This is a genomic window from Geobacillus subterraneus, assembly GCF_001618685.1.
Classification (GTDB): Bacteria; Bacillota; Bacilli; order Bacillales; family Anoxybacillaceae; genus Geobacillus; species Geobacillus subterraneus.
The window spans coordinates 1,164,119-1,184,715 of the sequence record NZ_CP014342.1 but is presented as its reverse complement, the minus strand read 5'-3'; the positions used below and the strand labels follow the sequence as shown (position 1 = coordinate 1,184,715).

Below are 20,597 nucleotides of genomic sequence, written 5' to 3'. Positions count from 1 at the left end.
ACTTAATTTTCTAGCGAAAATTTGAAGTGGAGGCTTCCAAAGAAGTTTGACTGCTTCAAGCAATCCTTATTCTTTGAGGCGTGTCCACTTCGCCGCTAGAGCATAAGACACTCAGGTCTACAGCTTTACTTTTCTTTAAGATGTTTAATGCGCCATTGACATCAGCATTAATTAGTTTGCCAGACTTTGTTCGATACAAGCCGCGCTTAATACGTTTGCCGCTGAACTTATATTCTTTTGGATTGTCGGCATTATATTCAGGAATCTCATCGCCGTCAAAAAAGCTGGCTTGAGACGTATATGATTCTTCCTGTTTCAAGAATTCAATGCCGTAAAATTCACAAAGATATTCTAATTTTTCTTTTATGTTACCGAGAGGAATATTGACAAAGTTTTGATTTGTCTTTTTTCCTAGATTAATATTGCGTTGTAATGTTTCCGCATAGCCAATGACAAGTTTGCCAATTTGATTTTCAATACAGTAGTTAATGATGTAACGGCAAGTCTTGTTGATATAATCATTCACTTTATTATTGCGATTCATAGCAAGCAAAGCCTGTTTACGAGTGGTGCCTTTGATTTTTTGCTTATCTTTTATGCTTTGAAGTCTGGCATTTTCTTTGTTAAACCATTGATTTATACTTTTTCATCTCCGCCCATCAATGATGAATGATCTGCCGTCTGATGTGACACAAGTGGCAAAATTGTTTAATCCTAAATCAATGGCCAGTGCTTTTTGGTCATTTAATTCTCTTTGATCTTCAGGCATTTCATATTTGTACTGAATCTCAAAGAACCTGGCATGATGCTTAGGAATGATTTCAATCTGCTTAATCTTTTTGTCCAGCAACACAGGCGGAATCGTTATCGTGATAGGCTTGTGAGTCTTTTTAAATAGGCGAGAATACGGTATCGTGAATTTGTTGCCGTCTATACGAATCTGGCCAATGATCAGTGAATGAAAGCCATCTTTTTTAAGATATTTTGGAATACTGATAGCCTTGTGGTCATATTTTCCTTGTTTGGCAAGACTGATCAAACCAAAGAAAGATTTAAAGGCTTCATTAACCTTTTTTAAAATTTGCTGTGCCATGTTGCTGTTTAACAGCTTATAGTTTTCGTTAGTTTTTGCAAGATGATCGTTTTTCTCATAATTAAGAAATTCCTTGTGTTCAAAATAGTATTGTCTGACATTGTACAATCCGACGTTGTACATGTTCTTGGCAATATGGCACAGTTCTCGAAGAGTCAAGTATTCTTCTTTGGTCAAACCATTTAGCTGTTGTTTGATACAAAAATACATGTTTTCACCTCCCATCTAACTATATGATACTATATTTTACTGAATCTATCCTATTTTCAGCAAAATATAGTTAAGGCGATTCATCTCCCACTTACTCCGCTTCGCTTCGTTGAAGTGGGAGTCTTCTCGCCTAATTAAGATAAATTATACCGCTTTTTTTTAGGCCGAAATGTGCAAATCGCCCACGGTCTCGAGACGACGGTCGCCGAGTACCATGCATTGCTTCCGAGCGAACAGGAGATGATCCGCCGCAAGTTCATTCGCCTGTATGAAGGAGCGCCGCTCTATGCAGTTTTGGATGAGGGCCGCCTCGTCATCGCCCACGCCGGCATTCGCCACGATTATATCGGCCGGATGGACAAAAAAGTGAAGACGTTTGTCCTTTACGGCGACATCACGGGCGAAACGAATCCGGATGGGACGCCCGTGCGCCGCGACTGGGCGAAACGGTATCGCGGCGACGCATGGGTCGTTTACGGCCATACGCCGGTGGAAAAGCCGCGCTTTGTCGGCCAGACCGTCAACATCGACACCGGCTGTGTGTTTGGCGGTGCGCTGACCGCGCTGCGCTACCCGGAAATGGAGACAGTTTCTGTTCCATCGTCGATGCCCCACGTACCGGAAAAATTCCGCACGTTTTCTTGATCAACCGTTTATGGGCGCATCGCCTTAATGAGGCGCGCCATATCATCGGGAAGCGGAGCGGCAAACGTGTATAGGCGCTGGGCAAACGGATGAAAAAACGACAGCTGCCGGCTATGAAGCGCCTGGCGGCTGATCATCTCCCGGCGTCCGCCGTACAGCTCATCGCCGGCGAGCGGATGGCCAAGATAAGCCAAATGGACGCGGATTTGGTGCGTGCGCCCCGTCCCAAGCCGAAGCGAAACGTATGTATAGCCAGAAAGCCGCTCAAGCACGCGGAAGTGGGTGATGGCCCGCTTTCCATCCTCGCGCACTTCACGGGCGATGATGCTGTCGTTTTGCCGGCCGATCGGCGCATCAATCGTTCCTTCGTCTTCAGCGATGACGCCGTGGCAAATCGCCTCGTACGTACGTGTTACTTTTCCTTCCTGCTGCAGCGCCGACAACAAGTGATGGACGTGGCGGTGCTTGGCGACGAGCACGAGCCCGGACGTGTCGCGGTCGAGCCTTGTCACAATATGGACGGTCGAATCAAGCTGCTGCTGCCGGTAATGATGCAATAAACCGTTGGCCAGCGTCCCGCCCGGATGATGGCGCGACGGAATCGTCGCCAGCCCCGCGGGTTTGTTGACGACAAGGACGTAATCGTCTTCATAAACGATATGTAGCGGCATCGCTTCGGGAGCCATCCAGTCGCTTGCCCTCTCCGGCGGAAAGGCGACCGTGAGCATCTCGCCCGCGCGCAACACGTGGCGGACCGTGACCGGCCGGCCGTCCACATAGAGCGCCCCGCCGTGAAATTTAATATCGGTGAGCGCGGTCCGCGAAATGCCGTTCTCTTGCAAAAATTGGCGCAGCAGTTTTCCATCATGCTGTTCATCGATTAAAAATGTCAGCGTAAATGGCGGCAATGGTCGTCTACCTCTCTATTCATCGTTGCAAATTTTCATCGTTCGGCAACGGGCACATCCGCCCGCAGCGCACTAGCGGCACGCCGCCCGAGGAGGGCTGAACGCCCGCTACCGATCGGCGATAAACGAATCGCGCACCCGCCGCCAAAACGGAAACGGGCGGAAGCGGGCGAAACGCACTTTTTCATCGGCGACCCGACACTGAATCGATTTTACCTCTTTATGCAACAGCGACAAATGGTCGATCGTAATTTGAAAATCAACATGATTGACCGGCTTCAGCAGGCACGTATGGTGCGCCGGCAGCACGAGCGGCGAGCCGATCGTCCGAAAGACGCGGTTGTTGATCGACGCCATCTCCGTGACTTGAATCGCTTCAAGCGACGGATGCAAAATCGCTCCGCCGAGCGCCTTATTGTATGCCGTGCTGCCGGTCGGCGTCGAAATGCACAGCCCGTCGCCGCGAAACCGTTCAAACAAGTCGCCGCGGATCTCCACATCCATGACGAGCGTGCCGCTGACGCATTTTACCGTGCATTCATTGAGCGCCAAATACTTCGCCTCGCTTCCGCCGTTAAGATAGCGGATCGTCACCTCAAGCAGCGGGTACTCAACGACTTGGTACGGCGTTTTGGCGATGGCGATGACAAGCTTTTCAATTTCTTCCGGCACCCAGTCAGCATAAAAGCCGAGATGGCCGGTATGAACGCCGACGAACGCCGTCTTGTCCAACCGGTGGCAATAGCGGTGGAACGCGTATAAAAGCGTTCCATCCCCGCCGACGGAAACGACCAAATCAGGCGCTTCTTCATCGTAACGCAAATCGAAATCAAGCAAATACGTTTTCATCTTTTGCGCGAGGGCGTTCGACGTATCATCCCCTTTTGAGATAATGGCAAACGCCAGCGGCGCGTCCGTTCGTTTCATTGCCCTTCCCCTTTTGCTTCTTGTTTTCGTGAAAAAGCGGCTTGCGCTTCTTGAATCTCGAAGCGGATTTTCGACATTTCCTCGTCGAGGCGGTAGGCGGCCTCCGCCGCACGCTGCAGCCGTGCTTTAATATCTTCCGGAAAACGGCCGCTATATTTATAGTTCAGCGAGTGTTCAATCGTTGCCCAAAAATTCATCGCCAACGTCCGAATTTGAATTTCGGCCAAAATGTTTTTCTCCCCGTGGATCGTCTGCACCGGGTAGCGAATCACGATATGGTATGAGCGATAGCCGCTCTCTTTTTTTTGCGTGACATAATCGCGCTCCTCAACAATCGTAAAATCGTTGCGCTGGCGCAGCAGCTTGACGACGGTTTTAATGTCATCAACAAACTGGCACATAATGCGCAGCCCCGCAATATCTTGCATCTCTTCCTCGAGGCGGTCGAGCGGGATGTTTTTCTTTTGCGCTTTATCCAAAATGCTGGCAATCGGCTTCACCCGCCCGGTGACAAATTCGATCGGCGAATGCGTCTCGATCATCTCGAACTGGGCGCGAATCCCCCTTAGTTTCACCTTCAGCTCTTCGACCGCCTGTTTATACGGAGCTAAAAACAAGTCCCAATGTTTCACCATCGTATCACCTGCCTGCGTGTTTTCAGTCTGCTTCGGCCTCCGCCGCCCTCGTTGGAGCATCCACCGGCTGGTTTAGCGGCCTCCGCTCCCCCTGTTCCCCCTTTTAAAGGCAGGCCCCAGCTCGCTTATTCAGCAAAAAACACTTCTTGCACCGACCGTTCAAGCGTCTCGCCATAATTGGCGTTGCCGCGAATATTTTCAAGCAAGTAGGCTAATTCTTCGCCAAACTGTTCGAGTTCGACCGCCGTCCCCCCGCTCTCAAGCCAGATCGTCTCTTCCTTGGCAAACGCCGCTTTCAACTCCGGCCACCACTGCCTCGGGATGATGACGTAAAGAAAGCGGTCAGCCGTTTCCAAAATGTACACAAACGCCAGTCCATCCGAATCGACGAGCATATGGCGTTTTGGCGTCACGTTCGCGAGCGGAACCGGAACATCGTCAACATGCAGCCAAAGCCGGCCGTCTTTCCGCTCCGCCCGTTCAACGGTCACTTTGTTATTCATGGTTTCTCTCCTTCCGCATCAACCATCCGCCCTTTATTTTACCATATTCACCCTATGCAGACGAAATAATTGATATTCGCCGAAAAACAACTGATAATAGAAAGAGACGATGCCTTGCCCAAAGGAGAACTATCATGCGTCAAGAAGTAGAAATTGAATTCAAAAACTTGTTGACTGCAGCGGAGTTTGACGCGGTTCGTTCCGCCTTCCGCCTCGATGACGGCGCTTTCCGCCGCCAGGAAAACCATTACTTTGACACCCCTTCGTTCGCCTTGAAAGAACAGGCAGCCGCGTTGCGCATCCGGGTGAAAGAGGGGCGATTCACCTTGACATTGAAACAAACGCAAGCGGACGGATCGCTCTTAGAAACACACGAACCGCTCGCTCCGTCTGAAGCGGAGGCGTTGCTCGCCGGGGCGGCCCCGCGGGGGGCGGTCGCGTTGCTGCTTAAGGAAATGGACGTCGATCCGCGCGCTGTCCGTTGCTTCGGCTCCCTCGTCACGGACCGTGCCGAGTGGCCATATGAAGGCGGCATGCTATGCCTTGACCATAACCGTTACTTAGAAAGCGAAGATTATGAACTCGAATATGAGACAGACAACGCCAAAGCGGGCGAGGAGCGGTTTTTGCGCCTGCTCAGGACGCTCGGCATCCCGCGTCGCCCGGCGCCGAATAAAATCGCCCGCTTTTACGCCCGCAAGTATGAAATGGGGGAAAGAGGATGACCGTTTCACCGTTAAAATTGCTTGTCGAATGGCAAGCGTTGCAGACGTTCTCACCTGGACGCGCAAACTTATTACCATCGCCCGTTCCATCGCTGTTTTCCAGCCTCCTTGCCGAATACCTTGGCAGTCAAGCGGAACCAACGATCCACGAGCTTCGGAATCCGGCCCCTGCCGGCAACGGCGCCGCTAAATTAGACAGTCAGGCGGCGGCAGCTTCCGTCGCGCCGTCTTCTATTGATGCCCTCATTGCCGCTGCGGCGGAAAAATATGATGTCGATCCGCGGCTCGTCCGTGCCGTCATTCGCCACGAATCAAACTTCCGCCCGGATGCCAAAAGCCGGGCCGGGGCGCTTGGGTTGATGCAGCTCATGCCGAGCACGGCGAAAATGCTCGGCGTTGACGATCCGCTTGATCCGGCGCAGAACATCGACGGCGGGGTAAACTATTTGCGTCAGCTTCTTGACCGCTATGGCGGTGACACCGCTCTCGCCTTGGCTGCCTACAACGCCGGACCAGGCCGCGTCGACCGCTACGGCGGCGTGCCGCCGTTTGCGGAAACGAAGGCATACGTTGAGCGTGTGCTGCGAAGCTACCGCTCGTAAATCGCGGTGTTCAAGTCACTTTGTTTGAGATAAATGTCCGCTGTTGATAAAATAGCAATCAAACGACGACGAATGATTTTCAAGCAAAAGGAGCATCCGCAATGGCAGAACAATGGCAAACCCTTTATGAGGCGATCGGCGGAGAGGAAACGGTGGCGAAGCTTGTCGAAGCGTTTTACCGGCGCGTGGCCGCACACCCGGACTTGCGCCCTCTTTTCCCTGACGATTTTACGGAAATCGCCCGCAAGCAAAAACAATTTTTAACGCAATATTTGGGCGGGCCTCCGCTTTATACCGCCGAGCATGGCCACCCGATGATGCGGGCGCGCCATCTTCGGTTCGAAATTACACCGAAACGGGCAGAAGCGTGGCTTGCCTGTATGCGGGCGGCCATGGATGAAATCGGCCTGTCCGGGCCAGCGCGCGAACAATTTTATCACCGTCTTGTGCTCACCGCCCACCATATGATCAATACCCCGGATCATTTGGACAGAAAGGAGCATTCCCTTGAGTGAGAAGTTTGCTGGGAAAGCGGCGCCGCCTTGCGCCTCCTCCCAGCCGTTAGGCAACACGAACAAACCGCTTGAGTTGTATTTGTTTATCGATCCGTTATGCCCGGAATGCTGGGGGCTTGAACCGGTCATCAAAAAGCTGACGATTGAATACGGCCATTTTTTTACTATAAGATACGTATTGAGCGGAAAATGGGCGACATGGAACACGCGCAAAGGAGCGAAACCGGAAGCGATGGCGAAGGCGTGGGAATGGACAGCCAATCGTTCTGGCATGTCATGCGACGGAAGCGTCTGGCTTGAGAACCCGGTCTCGAGCCCGTTTGCCCCATCACTCGCCATTAAAGCGGCAGAAATGCAAGGAAAACGAGCCGGCCTTCGCTTTTTGCGCAAGCTGCAAGAACAGCTGTTTCTCGAAAAACAAAACGTCGCTGACTTGGCTGTACTGGCGGAATGCGCCGCCGAAGCCGGGCTGGATGTCGATGAATTCCTGCGCGACATGCATTCGCCAGGGGCCGCAAAAGCGCTTCAGTGTGATGTCAAAATCACCTCGGAAATGGATGTCGACGAAACGCCGACACTCGTGTTGTTTAATGAAAACATTGAAGACGAAGGCATTAAAATTTCCGGATGCTATCCGTATGATATTTACGTCGAACTAATCGCTGAAATGCTTGGCTTCCATCCCGAGCCGTCCCCTCCTCCTCCGCTCGAGTCATTTTTAAGCCATTTTAAATTCGTCGCCTCGAAAGAAGTTGCCGTTGTGTACAATTGGACCATCCAGGAAGCGGAAACGGAACTGAAAAAGCTGCAGCTGAAGCAAAAAGTAGAGCGGGTGCCTGTCAAACACGGAACGTTTTGGCGCTATATTGAAGACGCCCTGCCTTAGAAAACAAGAAGAAAGCCCGGCTGACGCCGGGCTTTCTTCTTGTTGTCAAGACAACAAAGGGGATGGGAGAAATTGTTCACGGTCAAACAAAGGGGTATCAGTTTTGTCTTCCGTTCACATCTTTATCTTAACAAACAGCCACACCCGTTGACAACCCGTTTGCTCGTTTGTTCACATTATTGTCATAATTCGCCTCACCTTTGGCACCTGTCATGATTACGCAGGCCATGTACATATATTCAACTAAAAGCAGACGAAAAGGAGGCGGCGTTGATGAGAAGACGAATCGGTTTATTCCTTTGGATTGCGGCCGCCGTCGCTTCGTTTTTCCTCAACCTTTTAGGGCTTATGCAGCTGATCCCGCTTTGGGTGACGATGCCGCTTTTGTTTTTCTCGTTGCTTGGGCTGGTGGCAGCCTGGAATCGCCGCCACCAGTTTAAGGGGTTTCCGTCCAAACGGATGTGGCTATAACGCCGCATCCGTTTTACTTTCCAAGCAAGCGTTCCATTTCTTCCAATTTCTCCGCAAACACTTGGCACGCTTGGCGGATCGGTTCGGCGCTTGTCATATCGACGCCCGCTTTTTTCAACACCTCGATCGGATAATCGGAGCTGCCGGCTTTTAAAAAGTCGATATACCGTTTCACCGCCGGCTCGCCTTCCTCTAAAATCTGCTTGCTGAGCGCCGTCGCTGCACTGAAGCCGGTCGCATACTGATACACGTAATAGTTGTAATAAAAATGCGGGATGCGCGCCCATTCAAGGCCAATTTCTTCATCAACCACCATATCCTCGCCGAAATACTTTTTGTTCAAGTCATAATAGAGCGACGTGAGCGTCTTTGCCGTCAGCGCTTCCCCCTCCTGCGCTTTCAGATGGATCAAATGCTCGAACTCGGCAAACATCGTCTGCCGGAAGACGGTGCCGCGGAACCCTTCAAGATAATGGTTCAACAAGTATAGCCGTTTTTTCTCATCATCGATCGTTTTCAACAAATGATCGTTCAACAGCGCCTCATTGCATGTCGACGCCACTTCAGCAACAAAAATCGAATAATGGGCGTACGGATACGGCTGTGTTTTGCGCGTATAGTAGCTATGGACCGAGTGACCGAACTCATGCACGAGCGTAAATAAGTTGTTTACGTTGTCTTGCCAGTTCAGCAAAATGTACGGATGCGTGCCGTACGCCCCTGATGAATAGGCTCCGCTTCGCTTTCCTCTATTTTCGCGCACATCGACCCAACGGTTCTCAAGCCCTTCCTTGATGATTGCTACATATTCCTCGCCAAGCGGCGCCAGCCCGTCAAGCATATATTGCTTCGCTTCGCCGTAGGTCACTTCCATTTTTACATCTTGCACGAGCGGGGTGTATAAGTCGTACATATGCAGTTCGTCGAGCCCAAGCACGTTTTTGCGCAGCCGCACATACCGGTGCAACAACGGCAAGTGCTCGTGAATCGTGGCAATCAAATTATCATAGACGCTCTCTGGAATCTTGTTCGCATCCAATGCCGCTTCCCGCGCTGAGCTGTAGCGGCGGACACGGGCGAAAAAGTTGTCTTTTTTCACCGTGCCCGCAAGCGTGTTGGCAAACGTATTCTGAAACTTCTCGTACGTATGGTATACCGCATGAAACGCATCGCGGCGGACGCGGCGGTCGGTGCTTTCCAAAAAGCGGATAAACCGGCCGTGCGTCACTTCCACCTCATCCCCATTTTCGTCGCGGATCGTCGGGAACGTTAAGTCAGCGTTGTTTAACGCACTGAATGTCGATGATGTCGCCTGCATGACCTCAGCCGCCTGTGCCAGCAGCGCTTCTTCTTCAGCTGACAAGACGTGCGGGCGCTGGCGCGTAATTTCATCTAGCGCGTGTTGATACAGCCTGAGCGGTTCGTATTGCTCCAAAAACGAACGCAACACCGCTTCATCAATGTCCAAAATTTCCGGCACGATAAACGCCATCGCGCTCGACGCTTCGCTGTACAAGCTTTTCGCCCGGTCGTTGATCCCTTGGTAAAACGCGTTCGTCGTGTCTTGGTCATAGCGCATATGGGCGTATGTATACAGCTTGCCGAGGCGCATCGACACTTCATCTTGGTATTGCAGCGCTTCATACATCACTTCCGGCGATTCGCCAAGCCGCCCTTTGTATTCGCTGATCTTCGGAATCATCGCCTTCACTTGCTGAAACTCCTGTTCCCAAGCGTCATCGGTCGGGAAAATGTCCTCGAGCCGCCACGTTTCCTCGACAGGGATTTCGCTCCGGGACGGAAGCGATTTCGTTGCCTTGTTCTCTTCCACCACTATAGTCCCTCCTTAAACAATCGATACAGGAATTATTATTCACTATTTTCCCCCTCTTTTCCTGTTTTTTGCTCATTTTTCCCTTCAGTTCCAAATTCGAGCGTCACCCGATATGTCGCCAGCGCCGGCGTCCGGTGAATTTGCTCAAGAAGAGCGGCGTCTTGGCGGATGACATCCTCGACCGTCGCTGGAAACGACAGCGGCTTGGCCAAGCAAACCCCACTCCCTCTCTCGCAGCGGAGATAGCCGAGCAAACGTAACCAATGTAAATATTCGCGGACGGCCTGCCGGTAAGTGTCCTGACCGACAAGCGGCAGGCGGCGCGGCGCGAGCCGCCCGGTGCGGATTTTCCCATCGATCCACCGAAAGAGCGCTGCCAGCGGCAGCGGCTTTCCCTGCTGGCGAAGGAGCGGCAGAAGGACGTATGTTTGCCAAATGAATGGGGCCGTCTCCCATAAATAGCCACGCAGCAATGGCCAGCCGGCTTCAGTCGGAAATAGCGACGGGACGATGCCGGCTTGATAAAAATCGGCGCAAATGCGGCGCACCGCCTTATTCGGATAAAGCGGGAACGTGCGGCGCCATTGTTTTTTCCCTTCAAGCCATTGTTCCCAAAATGTCGGCGGAAGCGGCTGCGGATGGGCGGCAGTCAAAGCGGCGAACGACAGCGAGGAAAGCGGGAGCGAATCGATGGTGGCCAACGTGCGGCGCACCGACAGCGGCAACGGTCGAGAAAGAAAGATAAAACGCTTCGTTTCCGGACTATAGTACCATACATGAGGGGCAACGGAAAACGGAACACGGCGGGCAAACAGCCATTGAAAGCGGGAGAGCGACACTTCATTCGGGCGTTTCGGCGAGCGCCGCAAGTGATGCGCCCCTAACACCCAAAGCGGCCGGATGCCGAGGCGACGGTAGCCGTCATTGCGTTCGCAAAACAGCGATTCATCGATCGGGGAACATTGGTATTCGAGGGCATACAGATGGGGGCCATAGCGGAATAACACATCAGGACGCTGCCCGATGGCGGTCAAATATGGCTCAAGCTTCGCTTCGACCCCTTGGCGGACGAGCCATGCGAACAAATCGCGCTTTCCGGTTAAATGCCGCTCCGACTCCGGTTCATGCTCGAACGGACAGACCGTCCCTTTCCGATGGGCGAAATGCGGCAGACGATGGCGGCCGGACCGCAGCACAACCTCCTTCCGGCAAGCCGGACAAAAAAACGGTTCATCGTTCCTCAATTCCACAAGCCGCTCCGGGCTCCACCTTTCCGCCCCAGCGAGCGAAATGGGCCGGCCATCGGCTGAAATGGCGACAAACAAGATGCTCCCTCCCTTTTGTTTGTTGCTGTCCTTTCGAAGACATCCCTTCTGTCTTCGTCCGCCTATCGTTTCGACAAACGCCCCTCATTTTCCTGCCGACTTTAGCCGTGTCAATAAAAAAGCCCGCCGAATCGGCGGGCTTGCATCAGAGGCGATCAAAAACACGGTTCTACAACAGCGGCGACAGCAGGCGAGAGACCGATTCAACGATCCGCACCCGGAATGGACGCTGCTGGAATTGCTCATAATCAATGAGGGAAGCATGGCGGAAATCTTCCAAAAAGTCGCGCACAAGTTTGTTTGTGCTGTCCGTATAATACAAAAATGCGTTCACTTCAAAGTTTAAATGAAAGCTGCGCATATCCATGTTTGCGGTGCCGATCGAAGCGAGCTCGCCATCGACGACGATCACCTTGCTGTGCAAAAACCCTTTTTCGTACTCGTAAATTTTCACCCCGGCTTCCAGCAGTTCTGGGAAATACGAACGCGAGGCGTAAAAGACGATTTTTTTGTCCGGGCGCTTCGGTGCCAGCAGACGGACGTCAATGCCGCTTAGCGCCGCTACTTTCAGCGCCGTTAAAATGTCTTCATCTGGCACAAAGTACGGCGAGGCGACCCAAATCGACCGTTTCGCCGATGTAATCATGGCAAAATACAACTGTTTAATCACTTCCCACTTTTGGTCCGGACCGCCGGCGATGAGCTGCACCCCGCCCTGGCCTTCTTCGACAATGAGCGGCGGTGATAAATATTCCGGCGTCAACCACCGTTCACCCGTCATATAATACCAGTCTTGCAAGAAAATGAGTTGCAGCGTCCGGACGGCCTCTCCCCGAATCAACAAATGGGTATCGCGCCAAAATCCAAAATACTCGTCTTTCCCTAAATATTCATCCCCGATGTTCAATCCGCCGACAAAACCGACGCCCCCGTCGATGACAATGATTTTCCGGTGGTTGCGGAAGTTGATTTGGTTGCTCAAAAACGGCAGACGCACCGGCGAAAACGGAATCATCTCCACCCCAGCCGCGCGCAGCTCTTCAATGTAGGCGCTCGACAGCTTCCAGCTGCCGACGGCATCATACAAAAAACGAACGCGCACGCCTTGGCGCGCCTTTTCCATCAGGACATGCTTCAGTTTTTGGCCGATTCCATCATGGCGGACGATATAGTATTCCAAATGGATATGGTGCTCCGCTTTTTCCAGCTCGTTAAAAATCGCGGCAAACGTCTCTTCGCCATTCGTCAACACCGCCGTCTGCGACGCCAATGAAACCGGATGTTGGCCGATGCGATAGGCGAGATGCAACAGCGGGCGCTGATGGGGTGCCATCGGCAGCCGCTCTATGGCGATCGGCGACGGCTCTTGAAACTTCAGCAACACCGCCTCATCAGATTCCGCCTTCTTTTTAAAGCGCCGCTGTTGCCAATAGTTGCGCCCAAACAATAAATAAAACAAAAACCCAACAAACGGAAAGCTGCCTAACACTGCCAGCCAGGCGATCGTTTGCGATGGTTTTCGGTTCTCGAGTGAAATGACAAACGCGATAAAGACGACCGAGCACGAGATGAGCACACTGAAAATGCCGAGCAGCTTCCCTCCCCAATAATCGTGCGTCAATGCCAGCAGCACGCCGACAAGAACAACGAGAATCGCCACCCTAGACGCGTTTCTCAACGAAACCCCTCCACCTGCTTTTCATGATGACTGCCCTTCCCTTTCTAACGAAGAAAACGCCGATTTCTGGCAGCGAAATCGGCGAAATGGAAACGTTATGGGGCTGGAAAATATCCTTTTACTGTTTCGAGCGCGTTGTCGCCCATAATTTCAATCCCGTATTCTTCCAGACGGTAAATCGTCAGCTGCGAATCGTTTCCGTATTCCAGAAGGAGGCTGAGCATATTGTCTACTTCATGCTCGCTATATTGTTCGTCAAATTCGACAAACAAATAGTAGCGCCCTTCAAACTGGAACAGGCGGTTCGACAAGCTGGAAAAGTCCGCGCGATGCGCCAAGGAGATCACGTCCTCGATATCTTTAAACGAAATGACAAACTGGAGGACGTCCTGCTCCCCGCTGCCTTCGGCGGCATCGCTTCGGCCAAAATGGAAATGGTGGCCAAACAGCGATTCGATCTTCTCATCGGCCGACACCGAGAACTCGCGCCATCTTTCTTCCGGAAGCGGCAGCTCAAGCTTGCTCCCGTCCTTGGACAACTGCGCTTTCGTCACGACAACTTCAAGCCCTTTTTCCAACGCCTGCACTTGAATCCAAAGCGGGCCGTCGAGCGAAAAATCGCTTTCACCATGGACTTCATCCATCATTTCCCAAAACAGTTCCTCGCTCCGTTCCCGATTGTACCAGATCTCTTCACGGTCAAAACCGCGCTCCTCTATATCAACATACGAAATATAAAATTTTACCGTATGATCATTGATGCGTTCAATTTCCATCTTCTCAACTCTCCCTTCTAAACAAAGAAATAAAAAAGGGAAGGGATCGTGCCCCTAGACATTCTCTTTATTAATGAAAACTTATATCTTGTACTTTATATTTTATGATAAAAAGCGAAGGAAGGGAAATAAAAAAACGCGTTTTTAAAAATTGGTTATGAAACCGGCCATGCCCTACTATAATGGTGATGAACACGGACGGAATGAGGGACGCCTATGGTGGATGAATATATCGTCTCGATCTTATTAATCATCGGCATCGATGTCATTCTCGGCGGGGACAATGCGGTTGTCATTGCGTTAGCGAGCCGCAATTTGCCGGAACAGAAGCGGAACATCGCCATCGTCCTCGGTACGGCGCTGGCGATCGCCGTCCGTATTTTATTGACGGCGGCCGTTGTGTGGCTGTTGACTGTTCCGTTTTTGCAGCTTGCCGGCGGCCTCATCCTCTTTTGGATCGCCTTGAAGCTGATTGGGCAAAAAGACGAAAAACCGGCCACGATTAAGGCGGAACCATCGCTCTGGAAAGCGGTGCGGACGATCGTTGCCGCCGATATCGTCATGGGCATGGACAACGTCATCGCCATCGCCGGGGCGGCCCAAGGCCATATCGGGCTTGTCGTCTTCGGCTTTCTCTGCTCCGTTCCTATCATCATTGTAGGCAGCAAAATCATTCTTTATGCCATGGAACGGTTCCCGTTTCTCATTTATATCGGCGGTGCCTTATTGGCTTACACCGCCGGAAAAATGATCGCCGCCGAAGAACAGCTGCGCCCGTTTTATGATCCGCGTTGGGAACTCCTCTTCCCGCTCTCAGCGGCCATTCTTGCCGTTGTGCTCGGCTTTGCGGCCAACCGCCGGGCGCGCACTGTCAAATGGCACTGACCGGACGCTGATAAAAAACTTCTACATGGCGTGCCATGTAGAAGTTTTTTGATCACCCGTTCACTAACCGCTGCGCTTCGCGGAGCTGATACGCCCGCACTTTGCGCGGCAGGAAGCGGCGGATTTCATCTTCGTTATAACCGACTTGAAGCCGCTTTTCATCGATGATGATCGGCCGGCGCAAAATGCCCGGATTTTTTTGAATAAGCTCGTACAAATCTTGCAGCGGTAAAGATTCAAGGTTAATGTTCAGCTTTTGGAACACTTTCGAGCGGGTCGAAATGATTTCATCCGTCCCCGTTTCCGTCATCCGTAAAATTTCTTTAATCTCCTCGACCGTCAGCGGCTCGGAGAAAATATTGCGTTCAACATAAGGAATATCATGCTTCTCGAGCCACGCCTTCGCCTTCCGGCACGACGTGCAACTCGGTGATGTGTATAGCTTGACCATTTTGATCACTCCTTTTTACAAGGAATCCCTTGCTTCCGTGCCCGTGAGCTGACGGGCTCATGCAACTATGCCTGCTTTCACACGCTTGGCGGCATAGCGATACGGCCTATCCCACCTGCCGGGCGGTCGGCCGTCTTGTTAATCATTTGCAAATTGAAATGACTTTAACATGATATATTATACAATAAATCAGTGGAGAAAGATATAGTTTTTCAACGATTAATGCAATTTTCTTCGTTCCCTCTTTCAATAGGGAGGAAAATCCTCTACAATCAAAGTAGAAGAGAAAAAGGGGAGGAAGAACTATGGCCGGCTATTTCGTTGACTTTGTCATTGCTTCAGCATTGATCGTCGGCATCACCGCCTTGATGGGGAGCATAGGCAACACGATTGGAGAACGGCTATTCGGCCGAAATAAGAGAGAGAAGCATGTTGAGGCTTCCCGCCGCATCCAACAAGGGTGGAATTTCGTCGGAGGAAAAAAATAACGCCCGGAAATGGACGCATGACATCGCGCCGTCTGCTTCTCCGTTCGCATTGAGCGTCGGTGAAGAGACGGCGCTGTCCATGCCCACCGGAACGATTCCTTCCGCCAAGCAGGCTGTTTAGGCATACATCGCCCGGTATTGCTTATACTCCTCTTCTGAACAAAGCACGAAATGACCCGGTGTAATTTCGCGAAATTCGAGCTCTTCCCCGTCTTTATAGCCGTGCTGCGCCGGGTCGTAGACGATCCGCTTGCGCGTCCGCTCCGTTTCCGGATCTGGAAGCGGAATAGCGGAGAGCAATGCCTTTGTATACGGATGGATCGGATTGCGGTACAGCTCTTCCGATTCAGCGAGCTCGACCATTTTCCCGAAATACATGACGCCGATCCGGTCGCTGATGTATTTGACCATCGACAAGTCATGGGCAATAAACAAGTACGTCAACCCTTTTTCACGCTGCAGGCGCTTCAGCAAGTTGACGACTTGCGCCTGAATGGAAACGTCCAGCGCCGAGATCGGCTCATCGGCGATGATGAATTCCGGTTCGACGGCGAGCGCCCGGGCGATGCCGATCCGCTGGCGTTGCCCGCCGGAAAACTCATGCGGATAGCGGCTCGCATGCTCGCGGTTCAACCCGACCGTCTCAAGCAGCTCATAGACGCGCTGCATCCGCTCCTCTTTCGTTTTCGCCAATCCGTGGATGTCAATGCCCTCAGCGATAATGTCGGCGACCGTCATCCGCGGATTGAGCGACGCATACGGATCTTGGAAAATCATTTGCATTTTTCGGTTTAACTCTTTCAGCTCTTTTTTTGATTTTTTGCCGTGTACGTTAACGCCGTTAAACAGTACTTCTCCGTCTGTCGCCTCATACAGCCGAATGATCGTCCGCCCCGTTGTCGACTTGCCGCAGCCCGACTCGCCGACAAGGCCGAACGTTTCCCCTTTATAAATGTCAAAGGTGACGCCGTCGACCGCTTTGACGACCTCGCCGCGGCCGGCCGGGAAGTATTGTTTTAAGTTTTTCACTTCAAGCAGCTTTTGCTTAGCCACGCGGCTTCCCTCCTTTCCGGGCGACGATGTCAGCAAACCGTTTCATCCGTTCGCGCACGATCGCCGGCGGTTCCACTTTCGGTGCCTTTTCATGCAACAGCCATGTCGCCGCATAGTGCGTATCAGACACTTGGAACATCGGCGGCTCGAGCTCATAGTCGATTTTGAGCGCATACGGATTGCGCGGCGCAAACGCATCGCCTTTTGGCGGATTTAACAAATCCGGCGGCGAGCCCGGGATCGAATACAGCTCCGTATCTTTATGATCAAGGCTCGGCATCGAGGCGAGCAATCCCCACGTGTACGGATGTTTCGGATTGTAAAAAATTTCATCCACCGTGCCGATCTCCACGATTTTCCCGGCATACATCACCGCCACTCGATCGGCCATGTTGGCGACAACCCCTAAATCATGGGTGATGAAAATAATCGACATGCCGAGCTTTTTCTGAATGTCTTTCATGAGCTCCAAAATTTGCGCCTGAATCGTCACATCCAGCGCGGTCGTCGGTTCATCGGCGATCAAAATTTTCGGATTGCACGCCAAGGCGATGGCGATGACAACACGCTGGCGCATTCCGCCGGAAAATTGGTGCGGGTATTGCTTCATGCGCAGCTCGGCGTTTTTAATGCCGACCAGCTGCAATAGTTCAATCGCCCGTTTGCGCGCTTCCTCTTTCGACAGCTTTTGATGTTTTAAAATCGATTCCATAATTTGCTTTCCGATCGTCATCGTCGGGTTGAGCGACGTCATCGGATCTTGGAAAATCATCGAAATTTTCGCCCCGCGGATCGATTGCATGTCTTTCTCCGACAGCTTGGTCAAGTCTTTTCCTTCAAATAAAATTTCCCCTTGCTTGATTCGGCTCGGCGGCGTCGGCAACAGGCGCATCAACGCCTTGGATGTCACGGATTTCCCAGACCCCGACTCGCCGACGATCGCCAGCGTTTCTCCCTTATACAAGTCGAACGTGACGCCGCGAACCGCCTGCACTTCACCGGCGTGGATGTCAAAGGAAATATGCAAATCGTTCACCTGCAAAATTTTCTCCATCGGTTTCACCCCTTCCGTCCGTTATTTGCGCATTTTCGGGTCGAGCGCATCGCGCAGCCCGTCGGCCACTAAGTTAAAGCTTAAAATGAGCAAGCTGATGACAATCGATGGGATAATAATCAAATGCGGATATGTCTGAATCGACTTAAATCCCTCGCTGACGAGCGAACCGAGCGACGCTTCCGGCGGACGGATGCCAAGACCGATAAAACTTAAAAACGCCTCGGTAAAAATCGCCGTAGGAATCGTAAACATGGTCGTAATAATGATCGGCCCCATCACGTTCGGGATTAAATGTTTAAAAATAAGCCGTGAATTAGACGCCCCGAGCGTCCGTGCGGCCAGCACATATTCCATATTTTTTAGCTTCAATATTTGCCCGCGGACAATGCGCGCCATCGTCGTCCAGCCGGTGATGACCATCGCCAGCGTGATCGAAATAATCCCCGGCTCAAAAATTAAGATAAATAAAATGACGACGATCAAATACGGAATCCCGTTTAAAATTTCGATGATCCGCTGCATCACATTGTCGACCCGGCCGCCATAATAGCCGGAAATGCCGCCATAGGCAATGCCGATGAACAAATCGATCAACGCGGCCAACAAACCGATGTACAGCGAGATGCGCGTGCCATACCATGTTCTCACCCACAGGTCGCGGCCTAAATCGTCGGTGCCAAACCAATAGTACTCTTTCACGCCGCGCTGTTTATATACATCAACGCCATTGGCGTCCTTCCCGTCTAAATTCAGCCAGCTAATATGCTCCAACACCGGAACTTTGGGCGGCAGTTTCGCATGGCTTAAGTTTTGCTCTTTATAGGAACGTTCACTTGCCATTGGGGCAAAAATCGCCAATAACGCTAAAATGATAATCATGGTCAGCCCGGCAATCGCCGCTTTGTTTTCGCGCAGGCGAAGCCAAGCGTCATGCCAAAACGTCAAACTTGGGCGGCTGATTTTTTCCTGCTCGCCGACGTTCGGCGGGGCGGGCTGAAACCATTCCGGTGAAAGCTGGTCGTATTGTTGTTTCGCCATCATTTTTTCCCTCCCGCTAAACGAATGCGTGGGTCGACAATCCCATAGAGAATATCAACGATAAAAATGACAAAAATCAATAACGCCGAATAAAACAACGTAGTGCCCATAATGACAGGGTAGTCGTTCAGCTCGATCGAACGGACAAACTGCTCGCCGAGACCGGGAACGGCAAAAATTTTCTCGATGACGAGCGTTCCCGTCATTAAGTTGACCGCCATCGGTCCGAGAATTGTGATAACTGGAATGAGCGAGTTGCGGATCGCATGCTTGATGATGACCCCCGCATTGCTAATCCCTTTCGCGCGGGCTGTTAAAATATAATCGGATGACAGCACCTCAAGCATTTCCGTACGCATAAAGCGGGCGGTGTTGGCAATGACGCCGACAGACAGCGCCAACGTCGGCATAATCGTATACTTAAACCCTTCCCAAAACGCGACCGGCAGCCATTGCAGTTTAACACCGATGAAATACTGCAGAAATCCGGCCAACACGAACGACGGAACGGAAATCCCGATGACTGCAATGACCGTGGCTGTATAATCTCCCCAACTGTTATGGCGAATAGCCGCCAAAATGCCGAGCACTAAACCGACGAGCGTGCCCAAGACGATCGCCTGGAACCCAAGCTGGGCCGACGGGCCGATCCGGTCGCCGATCAACTCTGTTACCGGCCGGTTGTCATACTGGAACGAAACACCCAAATCTCCTTTTAACAAGTTGCCTAAATATTGAACGTATTGGACAGGCACTGGTTTGTCGAGCCCATATTCTTTCAAAATGATGGCTCGCTGCTCTGGGGTCAATTTTTCTTGGTTTTGCAGCGGCGAACCGGGCAACAGCTTCATCAAAAAGAACGTCACGGTCGCAATAATAAACAGCGTAATCACCATATATACGAGCCGCTGAATCGTATACCGCGCCATGGCTGCACCTCCTCTGTTTATTTCCTGTTTAATACCAATGGTATTTCAATCTTCAAGTTTTTTCGACATTTTTCGCCTTGGCAGGCAAAAGGAGAGTATATGCCCTTGCATATACTCTCCTCCGCACCTCCTAGAGAACGGTTACTCGATATACGCCCATTTATAGCTATAATCTCCACCAAATGAATGAATAACAATGTCTTTTACGTATTCACGTTGCAAATACGCACGGCCGCGTTGATACAGCGGAGCAATTGGCATTTCTTCAAAGAGGATTTTTTCTGCTTTCAACATTGCGTCCCAACGGGCTTGCAAGTCGCCAAGCAGCGTCGTTTTCGCATCTTTAATCAGCTTGTCATATTCAGCATTCGACCAGCCCGTTTGGTTGTGCGGGTTATTTGTCGTCCACAGATCAAGGAACGTCATCGGGTCTTGATAGTCCGGACCCCAGCCAGAGAAGGATAGTTCATACTGCATATTGCTTTCTAGCTCAAGTTTTTGTTTGAACGGCTGTTGTTTAATGTTGACCGTAAGGCCAGGCAAGTTCTTTTCAAGCTGTTCTTTTAAGTATTCGCCGACTTTCTTCGCGACGTCGTCGTCATAGTTTAACAATTCAATAGTGAATTTATCTTTGCCAAGCTCTTTTTTCGCTTGCTCCCACAATTTTTTCGCTTCGTCCACATTGTACGACACTAAATCGCCGTTAGCGTCACGGAAGTCTTTGCCGTCCGGACCGGTGACGAAGTCTTTCGGAACCGCATAGTTGGCCACAACCGAGCCGTTGTTGAACAACGTGTTCACCATCGCCTCTTTATCGATAGCCATCGCGATCGCTTTGCGAGCGTTGACGTTGTTCAACGGTTCTTTCTTCGTGTTCATGCGCAGCCAGAAAATCGATGGTTCAAGATACGTGTGGAAATTTTTGTCGTTTTTATATTTATCAGGTTCATCACCAAAAGATGT

The 20,597-nt window shown here is 51.5% G+C and carries 20 protein-coding genes and 3 pseudogenes; 8 read left to right on the top strand and 15 right to left on the bottom strand.

Annotation, left to right across the window (positions count from 1 at the left end):
* Positions 1-55: 55 nt before the first annotated feature.
* Positions 56-1,303: pseudogene (locus GS3922_RS05890) on the bottom strand (RNA-guided endonuclease InsQ/TnpB family protein).
* A gap of 138 nt (positions 1,304-1,441) precedes the next feature.
* Between GS3922_RS05890 and GS3922_RS05885 the strand changes: the two are divergent.
* A pseudogene (locus GS3922_RS05885) lies at positions 1,442-1,948 on the top strand (hypothetical protein); the annotation flags it as partial.
* Between the two features lie 8 nt (positions 1,949-1,956).
* Here the strand turns inward: GS3922_RS05885 and GS3922_RS05880 are convergent.
* The 4 genes from GS3922_RS05880 to GS3922_RS05865 form a co-directional block, all read right to left on the bottom strand.
* Positions 1,957-2,856: an RluA family pseudouridine synthase gene (locus tag GS3922_RS05880; RefSeq protein ID WP_063165587.1), complete on the bottom strand. Its 900-nt coding sequence runs from the start codon at positions 2,854-2,856 to the stop codon at positions 1,957-1,959.
* A gap of 108 nt (positions 2,857-2,964) precedes the next feature.
* A complete protein-coding gene (locus tag GS3922_RS05875; protein WP_063165586.1) occupies positions 2,965-3,783 on the bottom strand; it encodes an NAD kinase in 819 nt (272 codons plus the stop codon).
* Positions 3,780-4,418, bottom strand: coding sequence for a GTP diphosphokinase (gene yjbM, locus GS3922_RS05870; protein ID WP_063165585.1), 639 nt, complete (start codon positions 4,416-4,418; stop codon positions 3,780-3,782). Before yjbM ends, GS3922_RS05875 begins: the two co-directional genes overlap by 4 nt.
* A 125-nt stretch (positions 4,419-4,543) precedes the next feature.
* The gene (locus GS3922_RS05865) at positions 4,544-4,921 is read right to left on the bottom strand and encodes a UPF0738 family protein (protein WP_063165584.1); all 378 of its coding nucleotides are present in this window, start codon (positions 4,919-4,921) and stop codon (positions 4,544-4,546) included.
* A gap of 134 nt (positions 4,922-5,055) precedes the next feature.
* Here GS3922_RS05865 and GS3922_RS05860 point away from each other — a divergent pair, with 134 nt between their 5' ends.
* The 5 genes from GS3922_RS05860 to GS3922_RS05840 all read left to right on the top strand — a co-directional run bounded on the left by GS3922_RS05860 (position 5,056) and on the right by GS3922_RS05840 (position 8,120).
* Positions 5,056-5,646 carry a CYTH domain-containing protein gene (locus GS3922_RS05860; protein WP_063165583.1) on the top strand — a complete coding sequence of 197 codons (591 nt, stop codon included), beginning with the start codon at positions 5,056-5,058 and terminating at the stop codon, positions 5,644-5,646.
* The gene (locus tag GS3922_RS05855) at positions 5,643-6,248 is read left to right on the top strand and encodes a lytic transglycosylase domain-containing protein (RefSeq protein ID WP_063165582.1); all 606 of its coding nucleotides are present in this window, start codon (positions 5,643-5,645) and stop codon (positions 6,246-6,248) included. Before GS3922_RS05860 ends, GS3922_RS05855 begins: the two co-directional genes overlap by 4 nt.
* Before the next feature lie 101 nt (positions 6,249-6,349).
* Entirely contained in the window at positions 6,350-6,763 is a 414-nt protein-coding gene (locus GS3922_RS05850) for a globin domain-containing protein (protein WP_063165581.1), read from the top strand.
* The gene (spxH, locus tag GS3922_RS05845) at positions 6,756-7,649 is read left to right on the top strand and encodes a ClpXP adapter protein SpxH (RefSeq protein WP_063165580.1); all 894 of its coding nucleotides are present in this window, start codon (positions 6,756-6,758) and stop codon (positions 7,647-7,649) included. The genes GS3922_RS05850 and spxH overlap by 8 nt, the downstream gene beginning before the upstream one ends.
* Before the next feature lie 273 nt (positions 7,650-7,922).
* Positions 7,923-8,120, top strand: a complete 198-nt coding sequence (locus GS3922_RS05840) for a hypothetical protein (protein ID WP_063165579.1) — start codon at positions 7,923-7,925, stop codon at positions 8,118-8,120.
* A 13-nt stretch (positions 8,121-8,133) separates the two neighbouring features.
* On the opposite strand, the gene pepF is transcribed toward GS3922_RS05840, so the two are convergent.
* From pepF to mecA, 4 genes are all read right to left on the bottom strand, one after another.
* The gene (pepF, locus tag GS3922_RS05835) at positions 8,134-9,957 is read right to left on the bottom strand and encodes an oligoendopeptidase F (protein ID WP_063165578.1); all 1,824 of its coding nucleotides are present in this window, start codon (positions 9,955-9,957) and stop codon (positions 8,134-8,136) included.
* A 32-nt stretch (positions 9,958-9,989) separates the two neighbouring features.
* On the bottom strand, positions 9,990-11,279 hold the full coding sequence (locus GS3922_RS05830) for a competence protein CoiA (protein WP_143424842.1): 1,290 nt from the start codon (positions 11,277-11,279) through the stop codon (positions 9,990-9,992).
* A gap of 169 nt (positions 11,280-11,448) precedes the next feature.
* On the bottom strand, positions 11,449-12,957 hold the full coding sequence (gene cls / locus GS3922_RS05825) for a cardiolipin synthase (RefSeq protein WP_063165577.1): 1,509 nt from the start codon (positions 12,955-12,957) through the stop codon (positions 11,449-11,451).
* Between the two features lie 95 nt (positions 12,958-13,052).
* Positions 13,053-13,733: an adaptor protein MecA gene (mecA, locus tag GS3922_RS05820; RefSeq protein WP_063165576.1), complete on the bottom strand. Its 681-nt coding sequence runs from the start codon at positions 13,731-13,733 to the stop codon at positions 13,053-13,055.
* A 216-nt stretch (positions 13,734-13,949) separates the two neighbouring features.
* On the opposite strand from mecA, the gene GS3922_RS05815 reads away from it, so the two are divergent.
* Positions 13,950-14,618: a TerC family protein gene (locus GS3922_RS05815; protein WP_063165575.1), complete on the top strand. Its 669-nt coding sequence runs from the start codon at positions 13,950-13,952 to the stop codon at positions 14,616-14,618.
* A 52-nt stretch (positions 14,619-14,670) separates the two neighbouring features.
* Here the strand turns inward: GS3922_RS05815 and spxA are convergent, their stop codons facing one another.
* On the bottom strand, positions 14,671-15,069 hold the full coding sequence (spxA, locus tag GS3922_RS05810) for a transcriptional regulator SpxA (RefSeq protein ID WP_008878970.1): 399 nt from the start codon (positions 15,067-15,069) through the stop codon (positions 14,671-14,673).
* A 305-nt stretch (positions 15,070-15,374) separates the two neighbouring features.
* Here spxA and GS3922_RS05805 point away from each other — a divergent pair, with 305 nt between their 5' ends.
* Positions 15,375-15,557, top strand: a complete 183-nt coding sequence (locus GS3922_RS05805) for a hypothetical protein (protein WP_063165574.1) — start codon at positions 15,375-15,377, stop codon at positions 15,555-15,557.
* A 117-nt stretch (positions 15,558-15,674) separates the two neighbouring features.
* On the opposite strand, the gene GS3922_RS05800 is transcribed toward GS3922_RS05805, so the two are convergent.
* From GS3922_RS05800 to GS3922_RS05780, 5 genes and pseudogenes are all read right to left on the bottom strand, one after another.
* Positions 15,675-16,610, bottom strand: a complete 936-nt coding sequence (locus GS3922_RS05800) for an ABC transporter ATP-binding protein (RefSeq protein ID WP_063165573.1) — start codon at positions 16,608-16,610, stop codon at positions 15,675-15,677.
* On the bottom strand, positions 16,603-17,664 hold the full coding sequence (locus GS3922_RS05795) for an ABC transporter ATP-binding protein (protein ID WP_063165572.1): 1,062 nt from the start codon (positions 17,662-17,664) through the stop codon (positions 16,603-16,605). The genes GS3922_RS05800 and GS3922_RS05795 overlap by 8 nt, the downstream gene beginning before the upstream one ends.
* A gap of 21 nt (positions 17,665-17,685) precedes the next feature.
* Positions 17,686-18,708 carry an oligopeptide ABC transporter permease gene (gene opp3C, locus GS3922_RS05790; RefSeq protein ID WP_014195172.1) on the bottom strand — a complete coding sequence of 341 codons (1,023 nt, stop codon included), beginning with the start codon at positions 18,706-18,708 and terminating at the stop codon, positions 17,686-17,688.
* On the bottom strand, positions 18,705-19,634 hold the full coding sequence (opp3b, locus tag GS3922_RS05785) for an oligopeptide ABC transporter permease (RefSeq protein WP_014195171.1): 930 nt from the start codon (positions 19,632-19,634) through the stop codon (positions 18,705-18,707). The genes opp3C and opp3b overlap by 4 nt, the downstream gene beginning before the upstream one ends.
* Positions 19,635-19,775: 141 nt before the next feature.
* Positions 19,776-20,576, bottom strand: a pseudogene (locus GS3922_RS05780) (peptide ABC transporter substrate-binding protein); the annotation flags it as partial.
* Positions 20,577-20,597: the final 21 nt, after the last annotated feature.